This window comes from Acidovorax sp. FG42 (genome assembly GCF_057809195.1).
Map to the genome: position 1 here is coordinate 98,986 of NZ_JBMDJM010000018.1, position 26,535 is coordinate 125,520.

Genomic DNA, 26,535 nt, shown 5'->3' on the forward strand with positions numbered 1-26,535 from the left:
CATCAACCATGGACTATCCTGGAAATCTCATCGTAGTGGCAGCCCCCAGTGGTGCCGGCAAGTCCAGCCTGGTCAAGGCATTGCTGGAGCTGGATTCGCACGTTCACCTCTCGGTCTCACACACCACCCGCGCACCGCGCGGCCAGGAGAAACACGGCCGCGACTACTACTTCGCGTCGCAATCTGAGTTTGACGCGATGGTGCAGAGCAATGCCTTCGTGGAGTGGGCGCATGTGCACGGCAATCGTTACGGTACCTCCAAGAAAGCCATCGAAGAGCGCATTGCCCAGGGCTCGGATGTGATCCTGGAAATCGACTTCCAGGGTGCACTGCAGATCAGGGAGGCCTTCGCCAACGCCGTGCTGGTCTTCATCCTGCCGCCCAGTTGGGAAGAGCTGCGCTCTCGCCTGGAGCGGCGTGGCGAAGACACGCCAGAGGTGATCGAGGTCCGCCTCAAAAATGCGGCCGAAGAGATGGCGCAGGTCAGCAAATTCGACTTCGTTATAATCAACGAGTTGTTTGAGCGCGCGCTTTTCGACCTGAAAGCCGTAGTTCACGCCCAGCGACTCAAGTACGCCGCCCAGCGCCGCGCCCGTGCTGACACCTTCCAGTCGCTCAATATCACCTGAATCCCCGGAGTAAACGATGGCACGCATCACCGTAGAAGACTGTCTGGAAAAGATCCCCAACCGCTTCCAGCTCGTGCTGGCCGCCACGTACCGCGCTCGCATGCTGAGCCAGGGCCACGCTCCCCGCATTGAAAGCCGCAACAAGCCGGCAGTGACCGCCCTGCGTGAGATCGCCGAAGGCAAAGTGGGCTTGGAGATGCTCAAGAAGGTTCCCGGTTGAACGTTTTTCTGGGCAAAGCCCATCCAAAAGCACCGCGCCAGCGGTGCTTTTTTTTGCCCAAAAGTCCTCTGGCGCTGTCCCGCGCTACATTTAAGGCATGAACGCGGTGCTCAACTCACCTTCTGCAACGCAGCCCCGGCCCGGTGAACCGGCCCCGACAGGCAATCTTTCGGCAGCCGCTGCGGCCGCCAATGCGGCTGCGGCCAGCTTCGCCGCACTGACCGACAGCCTGGACTACCTGGACGCCACCAGCATCGAACAGGTGCGCCAGGCGTACCGCTTTGCCGACGAAGCCCACCTGGGGCAATTGCGTAACAGTGGCGAGCCTTACATCACCCACCCCATTGCGGTCGCCGCACAGTGCGCGGCCTGGAAGCTTGACGCCCAGGCGCTGATGGCGGCGCTGCTGCACGACGCGATGGAAGACTGTGGTGTGACCAAGGCCGACCTGATCGACCGGTTTGGCGCCCCCGTGGCCGAGCTGGTGGACGGCCTCACCAAGCTGGACAAGCTCCAGTTCAACACCCGCGAAGAGAACCAGGCCGAGTCGTTTCGCAAAATGCTGCTGGCCATGGCGCGGGATGTGCGCGTCATCCTCATCAAACTGGCCGACCGCACCCACAACATGCGCACGCTGTCGGACATGCCGCGCAGCAAATGGGGCCGCATCTCGTCCGAGACGCTGGAAATCTATGCCCCTATTGCCCACCGCCTCGGCCTGAACCAGACCTATCGCGAACTGCAGGATCTGGCCTTCCGGCACCTGCACCCCTGGCGCTACGCCACGCTGGCCAAAGCGGTCAACAAATCCCGCAACCGCCGACGCGATCTGGTTCAAAAAGTGCAGGCTGAAGTGGATGCTGCGTTCTCCAAGATCGGCATGAAGGTGCGCCTGGCTGGGCGCGAGAAAACGCTGTACGCCATCTATCAAAAGATGGACCTCAAGCACCTGAGCTTTGCCCAGGTGACGGACATCTACGGCTTTCGGGTCATTGTGCCTACCGTGACCGATTGCTACACGGCGCTGGGTGTTTTGCACCAGATGTACAAGCCAGTGCCCGGTAAGTTCAAAGACCACATCGCGATTGCCAAACTCAACGGCTACCAGTCGCTGCACACCACGCTGGTTGGCCCCTCGGGCGTGAACATCGAGTTCCAGATGCGCACCGACGAGATGCATGTGATTGCCGAAGCCGGCGTGGCAGCGCACTGGCTGTACAAGGCCCAGGACGGAGAAGGCACTGCCGCTGAGCGCCTGGGAACCAAGTGGCTGCAGTCCCTGCTGGACATCCAGAACGAAACGCGGGATGCGGCGGAGTTCTGGGACCACGTCAAGGTGGACCTCTTTCCCGATGCGGTGTATGTCTTCACTCCCAAGAGCCAGATCATGGCCTTGCCGCGTGGTGCCACGGTAGTGGATTTCGCCTACGCGATTCACAGCAACGTGGGCGACCGTACCACCGCCGCGAAAATCAATAACGAGCAGGTCCCGCTGCGCACGGAACTGAAAAACGGTGACGTGGTCGAGATCATTACTGCCCCGGTTTCCACACCCAACCCTGCGTGGCTGGGTTTTGTGCGTACGGGCCGTGCGCGGTCCAAGATCCGTCACTACCTCAAAACCTTGGCCCAAACCGAGTCTGAAGGGCTGGGCGAAAAACTGTTGACCCAGGCGATTCGCGCGGAAGGCCTCGAACAACTGCCCCCCGTCAACGCCGAGACCCAACCGCTGTGGGACAAACTGCTGCGCTTTACCGGCAACCGCACGCGCAGCGAGCTGATGACCGATCTGGGTCTGGGCAAACGCATTGCCAGCATCGTCGCCAAGCGGCTGATGGTGTTGATGTCAGAGCATGGCCACCGTCCGGACGCCCTGCTCATGACCCGTGAGCGCTACACATCCCACGAAAACCTGTCGCAAGGGGCCGTCACGCTGGACGGCAGCGAGAATGCTTCCGTGCAATACGCCACCTGCTGCCGCCCAGTGCCAGGCGACAGCATCGTCGGTTATCTGGGCCGCGGTGAGGGGCTGGTGGTGCACAACGCACATTGCAGTGTTGCCAAACGGCTTCAGCACAAAGACAGCGAACGCTTCATTGCCGTGGACTGGTCGGACGAGCCCACTCGCATGTTCGAAACGGGCGTGGTAGTCACCGTGAACAACGGCAAGGGGGTGCTGGCGCGCGTGGCGGCAGAGCTTGCCAATTCAGAGGCCGATATCACCCATGTGGATATGGACGATGAGGCGGCCCTGGACACCACGGATTTGCGATTCATCGTGGCAGTTCGCGACCAAGCCCACCTTGAGCTGGCATTGCGCAACCTGCGGCGTACGCAGGCGGTGCTGCGCGCGGCAAGGATCACGCCGCAGCCCTGACACCTCAGGGCTGCGCATCAAGCTCTGAGGTCTTTACAACTGGCACGCAGGCCGCCGCTTGTGCGCAAACAGGTTAGTTAGCGACACTACGAGGTGGGTACTGCACCTCCACCACCTCCAAATGGCGCACCCCACCCGGCGTGGGCAGCTGTACCTCATCCCCAACGCGAGCTTTCAACAGAGCACGCGCCACAGGCGAAATCCAGCTGACTTGCCCCATACGGCTGTCGGCCTCGTCGATGCCCATGATGGTGATCGTGCGTTCACCGTCCTCGTCATCGGAATAGGTGACGGTGGCCCCAAAGAAGACCTGTTGACTGCCCGCATGCAAACTCGGGTCCACTACCTCAGCGATCTCCAGCCGCTTGGTCAAAAAACGGATGCGCCGATCAATTTCGCGTAGGCGCTTCTTGCCATAGAGGTAGTCGCCGTTTTCAGACCGGTCTCCATTGCTGGCCGCCCAGTGCACCACATCCACGATCTTGGGCCGCTCGTTGTCGATGAGATCCAACAGCTCTGCCCTCAGGCGTGCATAGCCTGATGGGGTGATGTAGTTTTTGCCACCCGGCGGCAAAGGAGGCAGTGCCAATCCTTCGTCATCGTCGGCGCTATCGGTTTCCTTGGTAAAAGCCTTGCTCATCGCCAGAACTCTCCAATCAGCGCAAAGCGCTTGGACAAATGAAAAAGCCTGCAATCTTGCGATTGCAGGCTTTAAACATTGGTGCGGCTGGCAGGAATCGAACCCACGACCCCTTGGTTCGTAGCCAAGTACTCTATCCAGCTGAGCTACAGCCGCTAAGCTTTGAATTATAGCATGATTTCTTGGCGACCCTTGAAATTTGCTTTTTTCTGATTGCTTTCCTGAGTCAGGCACCGCAAACAGACAGTCAATTCAACGCGAGCCGAGATTGTAATGCACGATGAAGGCTCCAAAAACAAACTGAGCGATTTGGATCACAAAACACGTCATTTGTTGACGGGTCCACCCTGCAAGCAAGGGTGGTAGGGCGTGTTGGACTTGAACCAACGACCAAAGGATTATGAGTCCTCTGCTCTAACCAACTGAGCTAACGCCCCCATCCATGCTCCAGCGCTATACAACGGAGCAAGCGCCGTATTGTAGGGGCTTACTTGCGGTGACTGAGTGCGTTGGACACCAGCTTGGAAGTGATATCCACGATCTGGATCATGCGGTCGTATGGCATGCGCGTAGGACCAATCACACCCAAAGTCCCCACCACCTTGCCGTCCACCTCATAAGGGGAGCTGACGATCGAGAGCTCTTCAAAAGGCACGACCTGGCTCTCGCCGCCGATGTAGATGCGCACCCCTTCCGCTTGGCTTGAGATATCCAGAAGGCGAAGGATCTGCGTCTTCTGCTCGAACAAGTCGAATGCCCTGCGCAAGTTACCCATGTCGCTGGAGAAATCACTGACGGAGAGCAGGTTGCGCTCGCCAGAAATTACCACCTCGTCCTGCGCCTCGGAGAGTGCTTCCGAACCTACGTTGACTGCTGCTTGCATGAGCGATGCGATCTCTCCGCGCAGCACATCGACCTCGGACTTCAAACGCTCTCGCACCTGCTCCATTGCGAGCCCGGCGTAATGTGCATTCAGAAAGTTGGAGGCTTCGACCAGTTGCGACTGGGAGTGATCCACCTCGGTGAAGATCACACGATTCTGTACGTCACCTTCCGGCGACACGATGATGACGAGAAAGCGCTTTTCAGAGAGTCGCAGGAACTCTATGTGGCGAAATACCGAAGTACGCCGAGGTGCCATTACCACACCGACGAACTGGGAGAGGTTGGACAACAGCTGTGCGGCGTTGGCGATGACCTTTTGGGGCTGCTCTGGAGCCAGCTGCGCCGGCATGACCGACTCCCGCTGCACTGTCAGCATCGTGTCCACAAACAGACGGTATCCACGCGCGGTGGGAATGCGGCCTGCGGAGGTATGTGGACTTGCAATCAACCCCAGCTCTTCGAGGTCCGCCATGACGTTTCGAATCGTGGCGGGAGACAAATCCAAGCCGGACGCACGAGAAAGCGTCCGCGATCCCACAGGCTGCCCATCAGCGATGTAACGCTCGACCAGGGCTTTCAGCAACAACTTGGCACGGTCATCGAGCATGGAATGATTTTAATGATGTAATTTCGTGATGACGTCCAATTTCCGCCATGTCGCACTTATAGGCAAGTACCAGACTTCAGCTGCAGGCGCCTCCGGTGACGGCTCGCGCAGAGCTTTGGAAGACATTGCACATTTCTTGGAGCGTCAGGGATGCGAGGTTGCACTCGAAGCAGAAACCGCAAGCAACACAGGACTGACACACTATCCATCTTTGAATGTAGACCAGATCGGTGCGCGGTGCGATCTGGGCCTGGTGGTCGGGGGTGATGGGACGATGCTGGGCATCGGTCGCCGCCTGGCCCGTTTTGGAACGCCACTGATCGGCATCAACCAGGGCCGACTGGGTTTCATCACCGATATTCCTTTCGACACCTATCAGACCACACTGCCGCCCATGCTGCGAGGGGCCTACGAAGAAGACCAGCGGCCACTGATGCACGCAACCGTGGTTCGCGATGAGCGTGTGGTGTTTGAAGCCCTTGCCATGAACGATGTGGTCGTCAACCGTGGCGCAACTTCAGGCATGGTGGAGCTGCGCGTGGAAGTGGGTGGACAGTTTGTGGCCAACCAAAGGGCCGACGGTCTGATCATTGCATCCCCCACCGGATCGACAGCCTATTCGCTGTCAGCAGGGGGGCCAATGCTTCACCCCTCCATCCCAGGCTGGGTGCTGGTTCCTATCGCACCGCATACGCTGTCCAACCGCCCCATCGTGCTCTCCGATGCGACCGAAGTAGCCGTTGAAGTGGTGAGCGGGCGCGATGTCAGCGCAAACTTCGACATGCAGTCTCTCGCATCCTTGCTGCATGGCGACCGTATCCTCGTCAAACGATCGGAACACCGTGTACGTTTTCTACACCCGCAGGGCTGGAACTACTTCGCGACACTGCGCAAGAAGCTGCGCTGGAATGAAGGGGGCTCCTGACCATGGCGTTGCGGCAGATTACCCTGCGCGATTTCGTGATCGTACAAACGCTGGAACTGGATTTGCGCAATGGCTTCACTGTGTTGACCGGGGAGACTGGTGCCGGGAAGTCCATTCTGATCGACGCATTGCAACTGGCCTTGGGGGCGCGTGCAGATGCGGGCGTGGTGCGAGAGGGATGCAGCAAGACCGACATTTGCGCTGAATTTGACTGCCCCCCACACGCCCGCCCCTGGCTGGAGGAGGGAGGGTTCGAAGCCGATGACAGGCTGCTGCTGCGCCGCACCGTCGACACGCAGGGCAAGAGCCGCGCGTGGATCAATGGCACCCCTGCCACAGCCTCCCAGTTGCGCTCGCTGGGTGAGATGCTTGTCGACATCCACGGTCAGCACGCGTGGCAAAGCCTGACCCGACCAGAGTCGGTGCGAGGCTTGCTTGACGCATTCGCCGGTGTGAACACCCGGGACACAGCATCCCGCTGGGCGCAATGGCGCGCGGACCTCAAGGCATTGCAACAGGCGCGCGCCGCGCAAGCCACATTGCAGCAAGAACGCGAGCGCCTGCAGTGGCAAATCAGCGAAGTGGACAAGCTGGGGCCCGGTGATGACGAGTGGGAGGAGCTCGACGCCCAACACAAACGCCTGTCCCATGCACAGGCCCTGCTGGACGGAGCGCAGGGGACGCTTCAGGCCTTGCAGGAAGACGAAGCTGGAGCTGTTTCCGCGCTGACCCGCGCCCACGCCCTTCTACAAGCCCAGGAACATATTGAGCCGGAGTTCGCCAATCTGGCCGATATCTTGGCATCGAGCTTGGCGCAGACGACCGATGTGGTGCATTCGCTGCACAGCTACTTGCGCCATGCAGACACCGACCCGCAACGGTTGCTGGAGCTGGACGAGCGTATATCCCAGTGGATGGGACTGGCACGCCGGTACAAACGCCCTCCTGCAGAGCTACCTGCGCTGCTCAAGGACTGGAAAGCATCCCTGCACGAGCTTGATGCCGCGACCGATCTTGACAAGCTACAAGCCAGCGAGTCGGCCAGCGCCAAGGCATACCAGGCAGCGGCACGCACGCTCTCTATGGCACGAGCCAAAGCGGCCCCCAAACTCTCCGCATCCATCTCTCAGGCCATGCAGGGACTCGGCATGGAGGGTGGCAAATTTGAGGTATCGGTGGGCAAGGGGGCAGAACCCTCACCCGATGGGATCGACGAGGTCGTGTTCTTGGTCGCAGGGCACCCCGGCATGACACCCAAGCCCGTCGGCAAGGTCGCATCGGGTGGCGAGCTGTCTCGCATTTCGCTCGCCATTGCGGTCACAACCAGCGAGTTGGGAGCAGCCCCTACGCTCATTTTTGACGAGGTGGACTCCGGCGTGGGTGGAGCAGTCGCCGAAACCGTAGGAAAGCTGATGCAACAGCTGGGGCGAGATCGGCAAGTGCTGGCGGTGACCCACCTGCCGCAAGTGGCGGCCTGTGCGCATCACCACCTCAAAGTGGCAAAAAACAAGAGCGCTCAAGGTACAACCAGCACGGTTCTGGTTGTGCAGCAAGATGAACGCGTGGCAGAAATCGCTCGCATGCTGGGCGGCGAGCGCGCTACGGAGACTACGCTGGCGCACGCGCGCGAAATGCTGAGCACTGCTGCGCTGGCGCTGACCAGTGCGCCTACCCCGCCTTCGGATTCATCTATCTCCCCCACCGCCGCGAGGAAACGCTGATGGCTCTTGAGATCGTTGTCATCACAGGCATGTCGGGATCTGGAAAATCCGTCGCCTTGCACGCACTGGAAGACGCTGGCTACTACTGCGTAGACAACCTGCCACCCGAACTGCTGCCAGCCTTCGTAGCGCTGGAACACAAACACCATGGCAACCGCGTAGCCATTGCAGTGGATGTCCGCAGCGCCACTTCGCTGCACCAGGTGCCTCAGGAATTGAGCCGTTTGCGCAGCCAGGGCGTGGCCGTGAAATCCCTTTTTCTGGACGCCACGATTGATACCTTGGTGCGGCGTTTCTCCGAAACGCGCCGCCGCCACCCCTTGTCGCACGACGATCTTCAACAAGGGCGCAGGGCGTTGGTCCAGATCATTGAGCTGGAGCGGGAGTTGCTGGCAGAGCTGCGCGAACAATCGCACGTGATCGACACCAGCACCATCCGCGCCTCCCAATTGCAAAGTTATGTCAAAGGTCTGATGTCCACGGCGCAAGGGCAATTGACCTTGGTATTCCAGTCCTTTGCGTTCAAACGCGGCATTCCCATGGATGCCGACTACGTCTTCGACGTGCGCATGCTGCCCAACCCGCACTATGAGGCGGCCCTTCGGGATCTCACAGGACTGGACCAGCCTGTGGCTGATTTTCTGGATCTGCAGCCGGACGTGGCTCTGATGCGAGCGCACATTGAACAGTTTCTGACGCACTGGCTGGACATGCTGGACCGCAACCACCGAAGCTACGTCACGGTAGCCATCGGTTGCACGGGCGGACAACACCGCTCTGTCTATCTGGTCGAAAGACTGGCCCAGGCTTTCAGCGACCGGTGGACCGCGCTGAAGCGCCACCGCGAACTGGACGGGCGCTGACTCTTGCGCTGGCGCCTGATTGCTACGCGCTAAGCTGCGCGCAGCATGAGTAACGGGATCTCGGCGCTGGCGAAGGCGGCACAGACATTCGCTGGAGCGACATGCGCACCTACCAAAGGGTAGATTGTGTGGTGTCCAGCAACTTGCGAATAGGCGCCGGCAACCCCACCGAAGACCATTGGTCTGGCCCCAGCCACTCCCCCTCTTCTGCTAGGGCGATCATCCCGTTAGCCTGTATCAACAGGGGATGAAGGTGCAGGTCCCGGTGCGTCAGCACATGTACGAAGGGCTGCAGCTCTTGCTGCACCAATTGCTCATTGCCACCCAAGCTATTCACAAAAGTATCTCGGGACTCCAGGTCAGGGAAGACGGGTACGCAGTGCATTCCCGCCCAAATCCCTGTTGGAGGGCGGCGCTGCAGCCAGATGCGGCCCTGGCCATCGCGCAGGATCGCCAATTGCCAGGATTCGGCGCGGCGTGACAGTTTCCGGGTTCTGACGGGATAGCTTTCAGGATTGCCTTCCTTGAAAGCGACGCAATCGCCAGACAAAGGACAATCGGAGCATTTTGGAGCGCGAGGCGTGCACAGGGAAGCCCCCAAGTCCATCAAGCCCTGGGTGTAACGGGGCATCGCCACATTGAGATCGCGCACAGGCAACAGCGCATCGGCATGCTCCCATAGAAGGCGCTCGTTCTTGGCAGAGGCAAGATCTTTGTCAAAGCCCAGCAGACGCGTCAGGACCCTCCGCACATTGGCATCCAGGATGGGTACGCGCTCTGAAAAACAGAATGCTGCAATGGCGCCGGCGGTTGAACGCCCGATGCCCGGCAATGACGCCAGCACCGATGCCGTTCGCGGGAAGGCACCGCCATGGTCGGTCATGATTTGCTGGGCGCAGCGATGGAGGTTGCGTGCACGGCTGTAGTAACCCAAGCCACTCCACAATCCCAGAACTTCGTCCTGAGGGGCTGCCGCTAGGGCGCCCACATCAGGAAACCGATCCAGAAAGCGCGCGTAATAGTCCAGCACGGTGGCGACCTGGGTCTGCTGCAGCATGATCTCCGACAGCCATACCCGGTAGGGGTCTCGGGTCTGCTGCCAGGGCAGATGGTTGCGCCCATGCACCGCCTGCCAAGCGACTACCCGCTCGGCCACACCCTCTCGGGATTCGGCACTCATGCAGAAACTGGATGCGCGTCAATCACTGCCGGCACAGCCCCTGGCAGAGCCACCAACTTGGAGGTGAGTTCGTGGAGCTTGCGCTCCAGCTGTCCCAACTCCTCTTCGCCAGCCTCGATTTCGGAGATTCTTTCCACCAACCCACTGGCAGCCTGTTGGATGCGGTCTACCGCCTCCATGCGACGAGCGAAGCTGCGCCGCCGCTCCCGCAGCTGCGCGTCCAATTGCGCGGTGGCGGATTTGCTCCACAGTTCCAGGTCGTTGGCGGCCGACTCATAGACCGTACGCAACCGCATCGCTAAAGCGCGCACCAGACGCTCGGCAAACTCGGGTTGCGCCAGCTTGAGCGCATTGCCCATGCCCAGGTACTGCAAATGGCTCTGCTCGATTTGGTGCAGGTCTTGCGCAAAATGCTCCAGCTGTGGCGGCGTAGGCACCTGCAAAGAAAAACCAAACTCGGCATTCAGCTGCCGGAAGGTCCCGCTCAGCATGGCCTGGATCTCGGTTCCAGAGGCTTGCGCTTTGTCCAAGGTGCCTCGCAGCTTGTCAAAGGTCTGGACGTATATCTTCTTGACGCCGAGCTTAAGCCCTTTTTGCTGCAGCGTCTGGGCCAGCTCGGCCAGCTCAGCCTTGAGGGCCTTGGCTCCCAGCTGTTGGAACACATCACGCAGCAACTTGAGATGAACCGCGCGAACCGCCTGAATCTTGGCGGTACTGAGGTCGAATTCACGCTGCTCCTGCTCTATGCGATGGCGCATGGATTCGATCACCGATGCATTCTTGCCCCGCAGGCTGCGAAGCTCTGCCATCTGGTCATCGAGGTCCCGCCGCCGAATGTTGATGACCCGCGACGTTTCAGTGCGCAGGCTCGCCACGCCCGTGGCCACAGCAGCTCGCAATATGGACTGGCGCCGGCCCATGATGCCTTTGGCCAGCGCCTCCTCCAGCACGGGCAGTCCACTGGTTTCCAGCAATACATCATCCGCGGTGATCTTGGCGACCAAGCCCTTTTGGGCCGATACCGGCACCACACGATCCAGGGACACACCCAGCATCTCCGCCGAGGTAGCGCACTGCCGCTCCATCTGCGACTGGACTTGCTCGGCGGTGTTGAGCGTGTCCCAGAGCGTATCGATCTTGTTCAACACCACCAAACGCGCTTCCACGCTCTCTGGTGAGATGGCCAAGTGTTCACGCCAGATCGAGAGGTCCGAGCGAGTCACACCGGTATCAGCGCTCAGGATGAACACTACCGCGTGTGCCTGGGGAATGAGATTGACGGTCAACTCCGGCTCCGCACCCACGGCGTTCAGGCCGGGCGTGTCCAGAATCACCAACCCTTGCTTCAAAAGTGGGTGCGGGATATTGATGATGGCGTGGCGCCACATGGGCACCTCCACCATGCCCTGCGCATCGGGCACAGGATTCTCGTCCGTCAGATCGTCATGCCAGAAACCCAGCGCACGCGCGTTGTCCAAACTGACCTTGCGCACCTCCGCCACTTTTTCGAGGGCTTTGGCAATCTGGTCCGCGTTGCCGACGTCCAGGGGAATCTCGTGCCAGCGGTCTGCCTTGACGCGCCACTCCGCCAGACTCTGCATCTGAAGCCGGGTTTCAATCGGTAGCAGCCGCAAGCTGGGCGCCACATTGGCGTCGTAACCCAGCTCGGTGGGGCACATGGTCGTGCGGCCAGCGCTGGCAGGCATGATGCGGCGGCCGTAGTCAGCAAAAAAGATCGCATTGATCAGCTCTGACTTGCCGCGCGAAAACTCCGCCACAAACGCCACCATGACCTTGTCGCTGCGCACCTGATCCTCTAGACGCTGCAGGCGCTCTTGCACCGCTGCATCCATGAGGTCATGCGTGGCCATCCAATCGGCCAGCCGCTTGAGCTGCTGGGCGAACTCCCGTCGCCAGACGCCGTGCTGGTCAAACTGTTCGTTGAATGAAGGTCCCACTTTGCTCCCAGAGATCTATGGATGGCCCGCGAGGCAGGTATATACAAAATATAGCATCGACCGTCCGCCCGCTGTCACAAACCGCCGATCGGACTGTCGGCACCTAGGGGCGCTGACACTGCCGGCAGAAGTAAGTGCTTCTTTGTCCCTGGCGAATCAACTCGATGGCTGTACCACAGGCGTGGCATGGCTGACCATCGCGGCCATACACATTCGCGGCCGTCTGAAAGTGGCCCGCCATTCCATCGGCATTCGAAAAGTCGCGCAGCGTGCTCCCCCCCATTTCTACAGCGCGGGCCAGCACGGAACGAATGGCCTGATGCAGCGTGTGGACCCGGGCAGCGCCGATGCGGGAAGCCACCGTAGTGGGACGGATGCCTGACAGGAAAAGCACCTCGGAGGCATAGATATTCCCCACCCCTACCACCAAGCGTCCCGCCAGAAGCAATTGCTTGATGGGCATCCGGCTTTTCTTGAGTCCCGCCTGAAAAGTCGGGAGCAGAAACTCCTCTGACAAGGGCTCCATGCCCAACCCACCCAACAACTTGGCGGCCACGGGCGAATCCTCTGATGTCGCATAGACCACCGCGCCAAATCGGCGTGGGTCGTGCAGGCGCAGCGTGCCCCGGTGGGTGACGAGGTCAAAGTGGTCATGCGGGCCCGCTTCCGGCATGTCAGCAGCAAACCGCAGGCTGCCGGACATGCCCAGATGCAGAAGCAGCAGGCCTTGCTCCATATCCAGCAACAGGTACTTGCCCCGCCGGCGCACTCCGACCACTTGCTGACCCACCAGCAATTGCGGGTCGCAACCCAGAGGCCATCGCAAGGGCTTGCCCATCACCACCGCCTCGATCCGGGCTCCAGTGATCGCGTTAGCAAAACTGCGCCGCGTCACTTCCACTTCAGGCAACTCAGGCATACAAACAACCGGGCAACGGCTTAACAGGCATGGATTATTATGGCCCGATGGTGTTATCCCACAGCTTTCGTACCGTCGCCTTGGCCACTGTGATTGCGGCCGCCGCCCACTCTGCCTGGGCCCAAAAGCCCGCCGGCGAAAGCCCTCCCCCGAGCGAGTCCTCCTCTCCAGTGGCGTCCAACCCCGCGCTGGACGCAGAGCTGTTCTACGAAATCTTCCTGGGCGAGATCAGTGCGCGCACCGGGGACCCCGGTGCCGGCTACGCATTCATGCTGGAGGCCGCGCGCCGGAGTGCGGATGGTCAGCTTTACCAACGCGCCGCTGACATTGCCTTGCAGTCACGATCGGGCGAATACGCCCTGGCTGCCGCCAGAGCCTGGAAGGAAGCCCTGCCCCAATCGCGCGAGGCCAATCAATATGTGCTGCAAATCCTGATCGCGTTGAACCGCATCGCCGAAACACCGGAATTGCTGCGCCAGGAACTCGCACAGGCCTCTCCCCGGTCCAAGGCTTCTGCGCTGGCCTCCCTGCCGCAACTGTATGGACGTGCGAGTGACAAAGCGCTGGCCGCCAAAGTGGTGGAACAAGCCCTGGTCAACGAACTCACCAATCCAGCCACCGGGCCCGAGGCCTGGGTATCGCTGGGCCGCTTGAGACTTGCTGCGGGCGACAAGGCCGGCGCGCTGGACGCGGCACGCAGGGCGCAGGGCTTGGACAATGCCAGCGAAAGTGCCGCCCGGCTGGCGCTGGAGCTGATGGACGAAGGCTTGCTGGACGCGGAGCCCATCGTGACGCAAACCCTGTCCAAGCAGCCCATCCCGGACCTGCGCATGGCGTATGCACGGGTATTGCTGGGCCTTCAGCGCTACCCAGAGGCCAGCCGCCAACTGGAAACCGTCACGAAGGAAAAGCCTGATCTGACGGAGGCCTGGCTGGTGGCGGCCACTCTGCAGTACCAAGACAACCGGCTGACCGCTGCTGAGGCGTCGCTGCAGCGGTTCATGGAGCTTGCCTCTGCGTCCACCGATGCCGACCTGCGGCGAAAGAGTCTCACGCAGGCGTACTTGCTGCACGCCCAGATTGCCGAGAAAAAGAAAGACTTTGCGGGCGCAGAAGCTTGGCTCGCACGCATCGACAACGCAGAGGAAGTCTTTGGTGCACAGACGCGTCGCGCGTCATTGCTGGCACGCCAGGGCAAGCTCGCCGAGGCACGGGCCTTGTTGCGCAGCTTGCCAGGCAATTCCCCGGAAAGCCACCGCCTGAAACTCATGGCCGAAGTACAGCTGCTGCGCGACCAACGCCTGTACCAGGAAGCCTACAAAGTGCAAACGGAACTGGTGGCCATAGCTCCGGACGATGCGGAACTGATCTACGACCAGGCTATGCTCGCCGAAAAGGCTGGCCAGCCCGACACCATGGAACAGCTGCTGCGCCAAGTGATAGCGCGCCAGCCCGACTACCACCACGCCTACAACGCCCTCGGCTATTCGCTCGCGGACCGGGGCGTGCGGCTGGATGAGGCCAAACAGCTCATCCTGAAGGCCCTGCAGTTTGCCCCCAACGACCCCTTCATCATGGACAGCCTGGGATGGGTGGAATTCCGCTTGGGCAACAAGGCCGACGCGCGCAAGCACCTCGAAGCGGCCTTCAAGGCCCGGCCCGACGTGGAGATAGCCGCACATCTGGGTGAGGTTCTCTGGAGCATGGGTGACAAGGACGGCGCAACGCGCGTCTGGAAAGAAGGACAGCGCGCCAGCCCCGACAATGACACCCTCAAAGAGACCCTGAAACGCCTCGGAGCCTCCCTCTGATGCCAGGCCTGTTTGGCACCATCACCAGCCCACTGACCGGAACGCTTCGCCATCGATGGATGGGCTGGCTGGTGTTGTGTGCCTTATGGCTTGCGGGCTGTGCGCAGCCAATGCCATCAGCCCCCGTGGAGGAAAACAGCTGGAACGGTCGCATCGCACTTCAGATTGACGGGCAGGCCTCGCAGTCTTTTTCTGCCATGTTTGAGCTGCGCGGCACCGCCCAGGCCGGTGGACTCGTTTTGCTCAGCCCTTTTGGCAATCGCATTGCGCAACTCGACTGGAAGGATGGGCATGCGCAGTTGGTCAGCGGCCAGAACACCCGCACCTCCGACTCCCTCGACACGCTGCTCCAGGACGTGACTGGCACGCGCATTCCCGTGACCGCCCTGTTTAGCTGGCTCAAGGGCACCCAGGCCAGTGCGACGGGGTGGCAAGCTGACCTCACCGGCATTGCCAACGGACGGCTGACGGCACGCCGTGACGATCCACAGCCCACCGCCACGCTGCGCATTGCACTGACTCCCTGACGGCCTGCCCTCTGCGACGGCCAGCAGCACCGTTCGCACGGCACCACCTCGTACCACCTCCCCATGCAAGCCTTGTATGACGTGCCGGCCCCGGCCAAGCTCAATCTCTTTCTGCACATTACCGGGCGCCGTGCGGATGGCTACCACTTGCTGCAGTCCGTGTTCATGCTTGTGGACTGGTGCGACACCTTGCACTTCGAGCGCCGAGCCGATGGGTTGATTTCGCGGGAAGACCTGTCGATGGCACTGCCTGAAGTGGATCTCTCGGTTCGCGCAGCTCGCGCGCTGCAAGCCGCCACGGGCTGCAGCGAGGGTGCGCACATCAGCATCCTGAAACGCGTGCCTGCACAAGCGGGCATGGGAGGAGGCTCGTCTGATGCCGCAACCACGCTGCTCGCATTGAACCGGCTATGGAGGCTCAACCTGCCAAGACATGCGTTGGCCAAGATCGGTTTGCAACTGGGTGCAGATGTTCCGTTTTTTTTATGCAGTCACAACGCTTGGGTGGAGGGAATTGGTGAGACAATCACGCCGCTTGAGAAAGCGCACCAGCTGCCGCAAGCGAGCTTTGTGATCGTGAAGCCCGCTGCAGGTTTGGAGACAAAAGAAATTTTTTCGTCACCAAGTTTGAAACGCGATTCAGATAGTGCTACAATCTTAGGCTTTGCTGCAGCACACTTTGACTTCGGTCGAAACGACTTGCAGCCGGTTGCTCAGGCTCTTTGCCCGGATGTTTCGCAAGCCATTGCATGGCTCAGCGATCGCGGTCTCAAAGGCAGAATGACAGGCTCAGGCAGTGCAGTGTTTGCGCAGATGTCACATGCAGTCGACCTGAGCGGAGCCCCAGAGGGCTGGCAAGTGAAGGCATGTGAAAATCTGATGATTCATCCTCTGGCAGGTTGGGCATCAGGAGAAATTTAAGGTTGGTTGCCTTCGGCAATTGACCTGTGTAGGGGAGTCGCCAAGCTGGTTAAGGCACCGGATTTTGATTCCGGCATGCGAAGGTTCGAATCCTTCTTCCCCTGCCAAACGCTTTCCGCGTACGGGCTTTTATTTCAGACTGCTGGGACGCTCATGCAAGCCAACCACCCCGACTTCATGGTTTTCACCGGCAATGCCAATCCTGGCATGGCAGCTGAAATTGCCCAACACCTCGGCACCACCCTCGGTGCGGCTGACGTGGGTCGCTTCTCTGACGGTGAAGTCACCGTCGAAATCAAGCAAAACGTGCGTGCACGTGACGTTTTCGTGGTGCAGTCCACCTGCGCACCCACCAACGAAAACCTCATGGAACTGCTGATCATGGTCGATGCGCTCAAGCGTGCATCGGCTGAACGCATCAGCGCCGTGATTCCCTATTTCGGTTACGCCCGCCAGGACCGTCGCCCCCGCTCTACCCGTGTGCCGATCACGGCCAAGGTGGTGGCCAACATGCTGCAAGCCGTGGGCGTGGCCCGCGTGCTGACCATGGACCTGCACGCTGACCAGATCCAGGGTTTCTTTGACATTCCCGTGGATAACATCTACGCGTCGCCAGTGCTGCTGGGCGACCTGCGCCAGAAGAACTACGAAGACCTGATCGTGGTGTCTCCCGACGTGGGTGGCGTGGTGCGTGCGCGGGCACTGGCCAAGCAGCTGGGCTGCGACCTGGCCATCATCGACAAGCGCCGCCCCAAGGCCAACGTGTCGGAAGTCATGCACGTGATCGGCGAAATCGAAGGCCGCAACTGCGTGATCATGGACGACATGATCGACACCGCCGGCACGCTGGTGAAGGCGGCCGAAGTGCTCAAGGAGCGCGGCGCCAAGAGCGTGTACGCCTACTGTACACACCCCATTTTTTCCGGTCCTGCCATCGAACGCATCGCCAAGGGCACAGCCCTCGATGAAGTCGTGGTGACCAACACCATCCCGCTGAGCGACAACGCCAAGGGATGTTCCAAGATTCGCCAACTCTCCGTGGCCCCGCTGATCGCAGAAACGATCCAGCGCATTGCCAAGGGTGAGTCGGTCATGAGTCTGTTCTCGGACCAAGACAACCTGTTCTGACGCGCTCCCCCGGGAGCGTTGCAGCCGGATTGCACGCAGGCCTCCTTCGGGAGGCTTGTCTGTTCGAGAGCAATGCGCAGGCCTGCCGCCACAGTGGCGTAATAGGTCTTTTTTAATCGGGATATGACTGGTCGCGGTCTGTCCTTTTCAGGAGCTAACTATGAACTTCGTCGCTTTTGAGCGCGCCAAGCAGGGTACGGGTGCGAGCCGCCGTCTGCGTAATTCGGGCAAGACGCCTGGCATCGTATACGGTGGTGCTGCAGAGCCCCAACTGATCGAGGTGGACCACAACGCTCTGTGGCACGCCCTCAAGAAGGAAGCGTTCCACTCCAGCGTGCTGGATATGGAAGTGGCTGGCACTACGTCCAAGGTCGTGCTGCGTGACGTGCAATACCACCCCTACAAGCAACTGGTGCTGCACATCGACTTCCAGCGCGTGGACGACAAGACCAAGCTGCACCTGAAGGTGCCACTGCACTACAGCGGTGCTGAAGAGTCCAACGCCGTCAAGGTGGACAAGTGCATGGTCAACCCGATCGTGAACGAACTGGACGTGACCTGCATGCCTTCGGACCTGCCCGAATTCATCGCTGTGGACCTGTCCAAGCTGGAAAAGGGTGCTTCCCTGCACCTGAAGGACATCAAGCTGCCCAAGGGCGTGGTGGCCAAGGTCCGTGGCGGCCAGAACAACAACCCCGTGCTGGTGTCTGTTGTGCCTCCCGTCGTGGTCGTTGAGACCCCTGCTGACGCTGCTCCTGCTGCCGACGCCAAGGGCAAGGGCAAGGGCAAGAAGTAATTCGTCGGTCCACGACCCCGATCACTTCACCCGGTCAACCCGCGTTGCGGTGTTGACCACGAAACGGCCCACCTTGCGTGGGCCGTTTTCATTGATGCGGCGCATCTCGCAAACTGCACAGCCCACTTCCTGAACACGGCTTCAACGGCGCTGCAGCCATCCCGACGGCCCGCCCCCTCCCAGCCACCGATAATCCCGCACATGATCAAGCTGTTTGTAGGCCTGGGAAACCCCGGGCCGGACTACGAGGACACGCGGCACAACGCCGGCTTCTGGTGGATTGATGCCCTGGCGCGCGAACTCAAGGCTACGCTGGTGCCCGAGCGCAGCTACCACGGCCTGGTGGCACGCACCACGGTGCATGGCCAGAACGTATGGCTGCTGGAGCCGCAGACCTTCATGAACCTCTCGGGCAAGTCCGTGGCCTCGCTGGCTCGCTTCTTCAAGATCCTGCCCGAGGAAATCCTAGTGGTGCACGATGAGCTGGACATTGCCCCCGGCCAGGTCAAGCTCAAGCGCGGCGGCAGCCATGCCGGGCACAACGGCCTGCGCGACATCCACGGACAATTGGGATCGCCCGACTACTGGCGCCTGCGCATCGGCATCGGCCATCCGGGCGTCAAGAGCGAAGTGGCCAACTGGGTGCTCAAGAAACCGTCGCCAGACCAGCGCACGCTGATCGAGGACAGCATCGCCCACTCGCTCAAGGCCTATCCCGCTTTGTTGGCGGGCGACATGGAAAAGGCCACGCTGCTCATCCACACCACCAAACCGCCCCGCCCCAAGCCCCCTCGGCCCGTGGAGGACTGACGGGCCACCAGCCCGCCCAGCCGTTACGCAGCGGATTTTGCTATTTATTCAACAGCACCCCAGGCATGATCCACTAGCGCAAGCGGCCGATTTGATTCAAATTACGTCGACGCAGACGCCTGCAGTCGCTGAAACTTCTGCCACAGGGTTTCACGGCTTTCCACGTGTTGCGGGTTCACGGGGATGCAGGCCACAGGGCAGACCTGCACACACTGGGGCTCGTCGAAATGCCCCACACATTCCGTGCACTTGTTCGGGTCGATTTCGTAGATCTCCTGCCCCAGATAGATCGCCTGGTTGGGGCATTCGGGCTCACACACATCGCAGTTGATGCACTCGTCCGTGATCATCAGCGCCATACGGCCTCCCAATGCACGGGGCCAAAAACAGGGGCAACGGAGCGAGCGGCGCGGTTCATGCTCCGTATTATCCCGCGCCGGTGGCATGTGCCTTGCGTGCCACACTGCAACCCACCACCGCTGACGGGGACGTTTTTACCGTTATGCTGTGTATACACATTAATTTTGACGCCCCTGCGTCTGACCCACCTGCCAACGCACCCCACCCATGGGCCTGTTTTTTCTCAAGCGGTTTGTCACCCTCCTGGCCACGTTGATTGGCGCCTCCATCGTCGTGTTTCTGGTGCTAGAAATCCTGCCGGGCAATGCCGCGCAGATTCTGATGGGCCCCGATGCCTCTCCCGATGCGGTCGCAGCTCTGGCCACCAAGCTGGGTCTGGACCAACCCGCCACCCTGCGCTACTGGCAATGGGTGAGCGGCCTGGTGGTGGGCAACATGGGCGACAGCTACGCCTACAGCTCGCCTGTACTCGACCTGGTGCTGGAGCGCCTGGCCCTCACGGTGCCGCTGGCCCTGATGGCCATGGTGATCACCACGGTGCTGGCCCTGGCAGCCGGTGTGTACGCCGCAGCACGCCACAACAAGCTGGGCGACGTGGGCGTGATGGGCCTGGCGCAGATCGGCATTGCCATTCCCAACTTCTGGTTTGCCATCCTGCTGATCCTGCTGTTCTCGGTGAAGCTCCAGTGGTTCTCGGCCGGTGGCTTTCCGGGCTGGACGGAAGACGCTGGAGGTAGCCCGCTCGAAGCCCTCAAGGCCCTGCTGCTGCCCGCCATTGCGCTGGCTGTAGTGCAGGCGGCCATCCTGGCGCGCATCACCCGCTCGGCCGTGCTGGAGGTGCTGCGTGAAGACTTTGTCCGCACTGCGCGTGCCAAGGGCCTGACGCAGCGCGCCGCGCTGTGGGGCCATGTGCTGCGCAACGCCATGATTCCGGTGGTCACGGTGATGGGGCTGCAATTCGCCAACCTGCTGGCGGGCACCATCGTGGTCGAGAACGTGTTCTATCTGCCCGGCCTCGGGCGCCTGATCTTCCAGTCCATCTCCAACCGCGACCTGATCGTAGTGCGCAACTGCGTGATGCTGCTCGCCGCCATGGTGGTCATCGTGAACTTCGTCGTGGACATCCTCTACGCCGTGATCGACCCCCGCGTGAAGGCTTCCGACATCTGATTCCCATGAGCGCCGCCGTGTCCACCACCTCTTCCTCCACGCCCTCCGCCCCCGGCTGGCTGCACCGCGCACTGCGCCACCGCAGTTTTGTCATCGGCGCCGTGTTGTCGGCGCTGCTGATCCTGGCTGCGCTGCTCTCCTTTGTCTGGACGCCCTGGTCGCCCTACGAGATGGACTTGGCCAACAAGCTGGCGAGTCCCTCCGGCACCCACTGGCTGGGCACCGATGCCTTTGGCCGCGACGTGGCCTCGCTGCTGCTGGTGGGCGCCCGCAACTCCATCCTGGTGGGCGTGATCGCAGTGGGCATCGGCCTCACCATCGGCACGGCCCTGGGCCTGCTGGCCGCCGCCAAGCGCGGCTGGGTGGAAGAACTCATCATGCGGCTGGCGGACTTCACCTTCGCCTTCCCCGCCATCCTCTCGGCCATCATGATGACGGCGGTGTTTGGCGCAGGCATCGTCAACTCCATCATCGCCATCGGCATCTTCAACATCCCGACGTTCGCACGCGTCACGCGCGCATCGGCCAATGCCGTGTGGTCGCGTGAATACATCCTGGCCTCACGCGCCTGTGGCAAGGGGAGCTGGCGCATCACGCTGGAACACGTGCTGCCCAACATCCTGTCGGTGCTCATCGTGCAGGCCACCATCCAGTTCGCCATCGCCATCCTGGCTGAAGCCGCCCTTTCGTACCTGGGCCTGGGCACCCAGCCGCCCCAGCCCTCCTGGGGCCGCATGCTGAGCGAGGCGCAGACCTTGATGTTCCAGGCCCCGTTGCTGGCCGTGTGGCCCGGCGTAGCGATTGCGCTGGCCGTGCTGGGGCTGAACCTGCTGGGCGACGGGCTGCGCGATTTGCTCGACCCCCGCCTCTCACGCAAGCGCTGATAGCCCGCCTTGAAGACCACCTGCACTCCACGATGTCTCTGTTAGAAGTCTCCAACCTCCGCATCCGCCTGCAGACGCACCGGGGCCCCGCCGATGCCGTGCGCGGCGTGAGCTTTTCGCTGGCGCGCGGTGAAACCCTGGGCCTGATCGGTGAATCGGGCTGTGGCAAATCCATCACCGCCATGTCGCTCATGGGCCTGCTGCCTGAGAGCGCGCAAGTCACCGGCAGCATCCGCTTTGACGGCCAAGAGCTGGTGGGCCGCACCGATGCGCAGATGTGCCAGATGCGCGGCAACCGCATTGGCATGGTGTTCCAGGAGCCCATGACGGCCCTCAACCCCGTGCACACCATTGGCCGCCAGGTGGCCGAGCCGCTGCGCCTGCACCGGGGCATGAATGCGGCAGCCGCACGCACCGAAGCCATTGCCCTGCTGGACCGCGTGGGCATCCCCAACGCCGCGCAGCGTTTTGACGCCTACCCGCACCAGTTCTCGGGCGGGCAGCGCCAGCGCATCACCATTGCGATGGCACTGGCCTGCGGGCCCGACCTGCTGATTGCCGACGAGCCCACCACGGCGCTGGACGTGACCATCCAGCAGCAGATCCTGGACCTCATCAGCGACCTGGTGGCCGAGCGCAACATGGCGCTCATCCTCATCTCGCACGACCTGGGCGTGATCTCGCAGAACGTGGACCGCATGATGGTGATGTACGGCGGCAGCGTGGTCGAAAGCGGTTCCACCGCGTCGGTCTTTTCGGCCATGGCGCACCCCTACACACGCGGCCTGTTCGCCGCCCGGCCCCACCTGGGTGCCGTGCATGCGCCCGGCCAGCGCCCCCGCCTGTCCACCATTCCGGGCACGGTGCCCGAGCTGGTGGACCTGCCCGCAGGCTGCCCTTTTGCGGGGCGCTGCAGCTATACGGTGGATGACTGCCACAACAAACAACCCGAGGCCACGCTCGTGGCCACCGATGCCGACGGCGACCACCTAGTGCGCTGCCTGCGGCGCGAGGCCATTGCCGAGGCGCAGAGTGCGAACGTGGTGAACATCGTCGAGGTGGCTGCATGACCCACGCCAATCACACCACCGTCGCCCCAACCGCCGCGCCGCTGCTCCAGGTGACCGACCTGGTACGCGAATACACCCTGCCCCGCGAGCACCTGTTCCGCCCGCCGGGCAAGGTGCATGCGCTCAACGGCGTGAACTTCTCGATTGCCGCAGGCCGCAGCCTGGGCATCGTAGGCGAATCAGGCTCGGGCAAGTCCACCCTGGCACGGCTGGTGATGGCGCTCGACGCGCCCACCTCAGGCACGGTGGAACTGCTGGGCCGCAACCTGCACCAGCTGCCCGCCGAGCAGCTGCGCCAGGCGCGGCGCGACTTCCAGATGGTGTTCCAGGACCCCTACGGATCGCTGGACCCGCGCCAGACGGTGGAGCGCATCGTGACCGAGCCGCTGCAGGCGCAAGGCCAGACCACGCGCGCCGAGCAGCGCGAGCAGGCCGCCCAGGTGCTGTCGCAGGTGGGCCTGCGCACCAACGACCTGGGCAAGTACCCACACGAGTTTTCCGGCGGCCAGCGCCAGCGCATTGCCATTGCGCGCGCCCTCATCACCCGGCCCCGCCTCATCGTGGCCGACGAGCCGGTGAGCGCGCTCGACGTGTCGGTGCAGGCCCAGGTACTCAACCTGATGCAAGACCTGCAGCAGCAGTTCGGCATCACCTACATGCTCATCAGCCATGACCTCGCGGTGGTCAACCACCTGTGCGACGAGGTGGTGGTGCTGTACCAGGGACGCATCGTGGAGCGCGGCTCGCCGGGCGAGCTGTTCCGCAACGCGCAGCACCCGTACACACAGTCGCTGGTGGGCGCCGTGCCGCAGGTGTTGCCCGGCCGCGCGCGGGCGCGCCGTGCGGCAGCCGCTGCGGCAACGGCAAAAACCGCATAACCACATGCAGGTGTGATGGTGTAAAAAGCTTCTTTCCTCCCCGGTAACAAATTGCACCGGGGGTCTTTATGGTTGTTGTCTGGTTTTTTGTCTGGAGAGTCCGAACATGCTGAACCGCCGTACCGTCCTTGCCACTGGCGCCATCGCCGCTGTGCCCTTGACCACCTCGCTTGGCGCCCTGGCGCAAGGCCGCAAAGATGCGGTGACGCTGGCGATGACGCTGGAGCCCCCAGGCCTGGACCCGACCGCCGGTGCGGCCTCCGCCATCGCCGAGATCGTTCAGTACAACATCTTCGAGACGCTCACCAAGATCAACCCCGACGGCAGCGTGTCGCCCCTGCTGGCCGAAAGCTGGGAGGTCTCGCCCGACCTCAAGACCTACACCTTCAAGCTGCGCCGTGGCGTGAAGTTCCAGAACGGCGAGCCCTTCACCGCTGCGGCCGTCAAGTTCTCGTACGACCGCGCAGGCGGCGAGAAGAGCACCAACAAGGACAAGCGCACCTTTGCAGGCATCACCACCCAGGTGGTGGACGACTACACCGTCGTGCTGCTCAACAAGGAGATCGACCCCGACCTGCTGTTCGTGCTGGGCCAGGCCACCTCCATCATCGTGGAGCCCAAGAGCGCCGACACCAACGCCAACAAGCCCGTGGGCACCGGCCCCTACCAGCTGCAGGCGTGGAACAAGGGCTCGTCGGTCGTGCTGACCGCCTGGGCCGACTACCGCGATGCCAAGGCCATCAAGATCAAGCGCGCCACCTTCCGCTTCATCTCCGACCCGGCTGCCCAGGTGGCGGCCCTGCTGGCGGGCGACGTGGACGCCTTCCCGCGCGTCACGCCGCGCAGCGTGGCGCAGTTCAAGGCCAACCCCAAGTTCCAGGTGGTGGTCAGCGGCTCGCGCGCCAAGACCATCCTGGCCATCAACAACGGCAAGAAGCCGCTGGACGACGTGCGCGTGCGCCGCGCCATTGCCGCCGCCATTGACCGCAAAGCCGTGATCGAAGGCGCGGGCGACGGCTACGGCGCGCCCATCGGCAGCCACTACGTGCCCGGCGCGTTTGGCTACGTGGACACCACGGGCGTGAACCCCTACGACCCCGAGAAGGCCAAGAAGCTGCTGGCCGAAGCCGGCATCAAAACGCCGCTGGAGCTGACGATGACGCTGCCCCCCACGCCATACGCCCGCCAGGGTGGCGAGGTGATTGCAGCCCAGCTGGCCAAGGTCGGCATCGTCGCCAAGATCCAGAACGTGGAATGGGCGCAGTGGCTCAGCGGCACCTACGGCAGCAAGAACTATGACCTGACCGTGATCAGCCACGTGGAGCCGTTCGATCTGGGCAACTTTGCCAAGCCCGACTACTACTGGGCCTACAACTCGCCCAAGTTCAACGATCTGTTCAACCAGATCAAGAACGCCGCCCGCCCCGCCGACCGCGCCAAGCTGCTGGGCGATGCGCAGCGCCTGCTGGCGGAGGACTCGGTGCACGCCTTCCTGTACTCCAACCAGTGGATCACGGTGGCCAACAAGAACCTCAAGGGCCTGTGGAAAGACATGCCCGTGTTCGTGAACGACATCTCCGCGCTGTCCTGGTCCTGACCGCCACGCGCCGCAACGCGGCGCGTGCAGGAGCCAAGACTCCTAAAACAATAGCTGCCAGCGCTTGATCCACTAGCGCTTGCAGCCTTTTTTTATTGATAAACGCCGCTACGGCGACCCCCACCCCGCCATGACCGAACTGCACGACCTGCCCGCCCACGACCTGATCGCCGCCTACCGCCAGCGCAAGCTGTCACCGGTTGAGGTCACGCAGGCCGTGCTGGCCCACATCGAACGGTGGGAGCCCCACATCCAGGCCACCTACCTGCTGCGCCCCGAGGCCGCCCTGGCGCAAGCCCGAGCCTCCGAGGCCCGCTGGCTGCGCGGCGAGCCCAAGGGCGCGCTCGACGGCGTGCCCAGCACCATCAAGGAAAACATTGCCACCGAAGGCGACCCCACCCCGCTGGGCACGGCCGCCGTCGAGTTGGTGCCCGCTGCCGCAGACGCCCCCCCTGCCGCCCGCATGCGCGAGGCCGGTGCCGTCATCGTCGCCAAGACCACCATGCCCGACTACGGCATGCTGTCCTCGGGCCTGTCCACCTTTCACCCGCTGTCGCGCAACCCCTGGGATGTGAGCAAGGGCCCCGGCGGCTCCAGCGCCGGTGGCGGCGCTGCGGCTGCTGCAGGCTACGGCCCGCTGCACATCGGCACCGACATTGGCGGCTCGCTGCGCCTGCCTGCCAGCTGGTGCGGCATCTTCAGCCTCAAGCCCAGCCTGGGCCGTATCCCGATTGACCCGCCCTACACCGGCCGCGCCGCCGGCCCCATGACCCGCACCGTGGCCGACGCCGCGCTGATGATGCAGGTGCTGAGCCTGCCCGACGCCCGCGACAGCATGAGCCTGCCCTACCAGGACATCGCGTGGAGCCAGTTCAACAAGGGCGCTGAACGCCTGCGCGGCCTGCGCATCGGCCTGCTGCTGGATGCAGGCTGCGGCCTGCCCGTGGAGCCCGAAGTGAAGGCCGCCGTGGAGCGCGCCGCAAAACTCATGGAAGCCGCCGGCGCCACCATCGTGCCCATGGCACCGTTCATGACCCAGGCCATGCTCGACGGCATGGACCATTTCTGGCGCATGCGGTCCCACATCGACCTGCAGGCCCTGCCTGCGGCGCGGCGCGACAAGGTGCTGCCCTACATCCGCACCTGGGCCGACAGCGCGGCCGGTATGAGCGGCACCGAAGTCTTCAACGCCAGCCACCAGTTCCACCTGACCCGGGTGAACACGGTCAAGGCCTGCAGCGCGTTCGACTATGTGATCTCGCCCGTGGCGCCCAACGTCGCCTTCCAGGCCGAGCTGCCCTCGCCCACCAACGACCCACTACGGCCGCTGGAGCACATCGGGTTTACCGTGCCATTCAACATGTCCGAGCAACCTGCGGCCTCGGTCAACTGCGGCTACACCCGCTCCGGTTTGCCCATCGGCCTGCAGATTGCGGGTGCGCGTTTTGACGACCTGGGCGTGCTGCAGGTCGCGCATGCCTTCGAGCTGATCCGCGAGCCCCAGCGCGCATGGCCCCAGCCGCCTGCGGCATAACCCTGCGTCTGTCGTGCGCTGTTGTTGGTAACCTTAGAACGTGTTTACGATCTTTTCAGGGCCGCGCAAGTACCTTGCCGGGATAGGATGCCAGGCGCGGTGCGCAGTGGATAGCCCGGCTATCC

Annotated in this window: 24 protein-coding genes and 3 tRNA genes; 19 read left to right on the forward strand and 8 right to left on the reverse strand. The window is 62.3% G+C overall.

The annotated features are described in order from the left end of the window. Positions 1-8: 8 nt before the first annotated feature. The 3 genes from gmk (at position 9) to ACODSM_RS17935 (ending at position 3,226) form a co-directional block, all read left to right on the forward strand. Complete coding sequence (gene gmk / locus ACODSM_RS17925) at positions 9-629, forward strand: guanylate kinase (RefSeq protein WP_015012785.1); 621 nt, start codon at positions 9-11, stop codon at positions 627-629. 16 nt (positions 630-645) lie between these two features. Continuing rightward, positions 646-849 carry a DNA-directed RNA polymerase subunit omega gene (gene rpoZ, locus ACODSM_RS17930; protein ID WP_005794722.1) on the forward strand — a complete coding sequence of 68 codons (204 nt, stop codon included), beginning with the start codon at positions 646-648 and terminating at the stop codon, positions 847-849. Between the two features lie 97 nt (positions 850-946). Next, positions 947-3,226 carry a RelA/SpoT family protein gene (locus ACODSM_RS17935; RefSeq protein ID WP_015012784.1) on the forward strand — a complete coding sequence of 760 codons (2,280 nt, stop codon included), beginning with the start codon at positions 947-949 and terminating at the stop codon, positions 3,224-3,226. Positions 3,227-3,299: 73 nt separating this feature from the next. Here the strand turns inward: ACODSM_RS17935 and greB are convergent, their stop codons facing one another. The 4 genes from greB to hrcA form a co-directional block, all read right to left on the reverse strand. Continuing rightward, a complete protein-coding gene (greB, locus tag ACODSM_RS17940) occupies positions 3,300-3,866 on the reverse strand; it encodes a transcription elongation factor GreB (RefSeq protein ID WP_488806414.1) in 567 nt (188 codons plus the stop codon). Between the two features lie 79 nt (positions 3,867-3,945). Beyond that, positions 3,946-4,022 (reverse strand) — tRNA-Arg (locus tag ACODSM_RS17945). Between the two features lie 204 nt (positions 4,023-4,226). Further along, positions 4,227-4,303: transfer RNA gene (locus ACODSM_RS17950), tRNA-Ile, on the reverse strand. A gap of 50 nt (positions 4,304-4,353) precedes the next feature. Further along, a complete protein-coding gene (hrcA, locus tag ACODSM_RS17955; protein WP_015012782.1) occupies positions 4,354-5,358 on the reverse strand; it encodes a heat-inducible transcriptional repressor HrcA in 1,005 nt (334 codons plus the stop codon). Positions 5,359-5,386: 28 nt separating this feature from the next. Here hrcA and ACODSM_RS17960 point away from each other — a divergent pair, with 28 nt between their 5' ends. Genes ACODSM_RS17960 through rapZ form a run of 3 tightly spaced genes read left to right on the forward strand, consistent with a single transcriptional unit; the run spans position 5,387 to position 8,867 of the window. Then, complete coding sequence (locus ACODSM_RS17960; RefSeq protein ID WP_110959669.1) at positions 5,387-6,283, forward strand: NAD kinase; 897 nt, start codon at positions 5,387-5,389, stop codon at positions 6,281-6,283. 2 nt (positions 6,284-6,285) lie between these two features. Beyond that, positions 6,286-8,004, forward strand: a complete 1,719-nt coding sequence (gene recN / locus ACODSM_RS17965) for a DNA repair protein RecN (RefSeq protein WP_488806415.1) — start codon at positions 6,286-6,288, stop codon at positions 8,002-8,004. Next, complete coding sequence (rapZ, locus tag ACODSM_RS17970; protein ID WP_110959671.1) at positions 8,004-8,867, forward strand: RNase adapter RapZ; 864 nt, start codon at positions 8,004-8,006, stop codon at positions 8,865-8,867. The genes recN and rapZ overlap by 1 nt, the downstream gene beginning before the upstream one ends. A 109-nt stretch (positions 8,868-8,976) precedes the next feature. Here the strand turns inward: rapZ and mutY are convergent, their stop codons facing one another. The 3 genes from mutY to mutM form a co-directional block, all read right to left on the reverse strand. After that, positions 8,977-10,047: an A/G-specific adenine glycosylase gene (mutY, locus tag ACODSM_RS17975; protein ID WP_488806416.1), complete on the reverse strand. Its 1,071-nt coding sequence runs from the start codon at positions 10,045-10,047 to the stop codon at positions 8,977-8,979. Further along, positions 10,044-12,005 carry a dynamin family protein gene (locus ACODSM_RS17980; RefSeq protein WP_488806417.1) on the reverse strand — a complete coding sequence of 654 codons (1,962 nt, stop codon included), beginning with the start codon at positions 12,003-12,005 and terminating at the stop codon, positions 10,044-10,046. Before ACODSM_RS17980 ends, mutY begins: the two co-directional genes overlap by 4 nt. 103 nt (positions 12,006-12,108) lie before the next feature. Continuing rightward, positions 12,109-12,924, reverse strand: a complete 816-nt coding sequence (gene mutM, locus ACODSM_RS17985) for a bifunctional DNA-formamidopyrimidine glycosylase/DNA-(apurinic or apyrimidinic site) lyase (protein WP_488806418.1) — start codon at positions 12,922-12,924, stop codon at positions 12,109-12,111. Between the two features lie 29 nt (positions 12,925-12,953). On the opposite strand from mutM, the gene ACODSM_RS17990 reads away from it, so the two are divergent. From ACODSM_RS17990 to pth, 7 genes are all read left to right on the forward strand, one after another. Then, positions 12,954-14,735 carry a tetratricopeptide repeat protein gene (locus ACODSM_RS17990; protein ID WP_488806419.1) on the forward strand — a complete coding sequence of 594 codons (1,782 nt, stop codon included), beginning with the start codon at positions 12,954-12,956 and terminating at the stop codon, positions 14,733-14,735. 110 nt (positions 14,736-14,845) lie between these two features. After that, positions 14,846-15,262 carry a lipoprotein insertase outer membrane protein LolB gene (locus ACODSM_RS17995; protein ID WP_488806420.1) on the forward strand — a complete coding sequence of 139 codons (417 nt, stop codon included), beginning with the start codon at positions 14,846-14,848 and terminating at the stop codon, positions 15,260-15,262. Positions 15,263-15,325: 63 nt separating this feature from the next. Continuing rightward, positions 15,326-16,183, forward strand: a complete 858-nt coding sequence (gene ispE, locus ACODSM_RS18000) for a 4-(cytidine 5'-diphospho)-2-C-methyl-D-erythritol kinase (RefSeq protein WP_343736063.1) — start codon at positions 15,326-15,328, stop codon at positions 16,181-16,183. Positions 16,184-16,213: 30 nt separating this feature from the next. Further along, positions 16,214-16,290: transfer RNA gene (locus ACODSM_RS18005), tRNA-Gln, on the forward strand. 46 nt (positions 16,291-16,336) lie between these two features. Next, the gene (locus ACODSM_RS18010) at positions 16,337-17,311 is read left to right on the forward strand and encodes a ribose-phosphate pyrophosphokinase (protein ID WP_015012772.1); all 975 of its coding nucleotides are present in this window, start codon (positions 16,337-16,339) and stop codon (positions 17,309-17,311) included. A 160-nt stretch (positions 17,312-17,471) separates the two neighbouring features. Next, on the forward strand, positions 17,472-18,107 hold the full coding sequence (locus tag ACODSM_RS18015; RefSeq protein WP_488806421.1) for a 50S ribosomal protein L25/general stress protein Ctc: 636 nt from the start codon (positions 17,472-17,474) through the stop codon (positions 18,105-18,107). A 201-nt stretch (positions 18,108-18,308) separates the two neighbouring features. Beyond that, positions 18,309-18,917, forward strand: coding sequence for an aminoacyl-tRNA hydrolase (gene pth / locus ACODSM_RS18020; protein WP_015012770.1), 609 nt, complete (start codon positions 18,309-18,311; stop codon positions 18,915-18,917). Positions 18,918-19,018: 101 nt separating this feature from the next. Here pth and ACODSM_RS18025 read toward each other — a convergent pair whose 3' ends face one another. Further along, positions 19,019-19,276, reverse strand: a complete 258-nt coding sequence (locus ACODSM_RS18025; RefSeq protein ID WP_015012769.1) for a YfhL family 4Fe-4S dicluster ferredoxin — start codon at positions 19,274-19,276, stop codon at positions 19,019-19,021. A gap of 208 nt (positions 19,277-19,484) precedes the next feature. Between ACODSM_RS18025 and ACODSM_RS18030 the strand changes: the two genes are divergently transcribed. From ACODSM_RS18030 to ACODSM_RS18055, 6 genes are all read left to right on the forward strand, one after another. Then, positions 19,485-20,447, forward strand: coding sequence for an ABC transporter permease (locus ACODSM_RS18030; RefSeq protein WP_060984784.1), 963 nt, complete (start codon positions 19,485-19,487; stop codon positions 20,445-20,447). 5 nt (positions 20,448-20,452) lie between these two features. Then, complete coding sequence (locus ACODSM_RS18035) at positions 20,453-21,331, forward strand: ABC transporter permease (RefSeq protein WP_291447428.1); 879 nt, start codon at positions 20,453-20,455, stop codon at positions 21,329-21,331. A 32-nt stretch (positions 21,332-21,363) separates the two neighbouring features. Next, positions 21,364-22,401: an ABC transporter ATP-binding protein gene (locus ACODSM_RS18040; protein WP_343736062.1), complete on the forward strand. Its 1,038-nt coding sequence runs from the start codon at positions 21,364-21,366 to the stop codon at positions 22,399-22,401. Next, positions 22,398-23,279, forward strand: coding sequence for an ATP-binding cassette domain-containing protein (locus ACODSM_RS18045; RefSeq protein WP_060986742.1), 882 nt, complete (start codon positions 22,398-22,400; stop codon positions 23,277-23,279). The genes ACODSM_RS18040 and ACODSM_RS18045 overlap by 4 nt, the downstream gene beginning before the upstream one ends. Before the next feature lie 106 nt (positions 23,280-23,385). Next, complete coding sequence (locus tag ACODSM_RS18050; protein WP_015012764.1) at positions 23,386-24,876, forward strand: ABC transporter substrate-binding protein; 1,491 nt, start codon at positions 23,386-23,388, stop codon at positions 24,874-24,876. Positions 24,877-25,006: 130 nt separating this feature from the next. Beyond that, positions 25,007-26,410, forward strand: coding sequence for an amidase (locus ACODSM_RS18055; protein WP_488806422.1), 1,404 nt, complete (start codon positions 25,007-25,009; stop codon positions 26,408-26,410). The last annotated feature ends 125 nt before the right edge of the window (positions 26,411-26,535 follow it).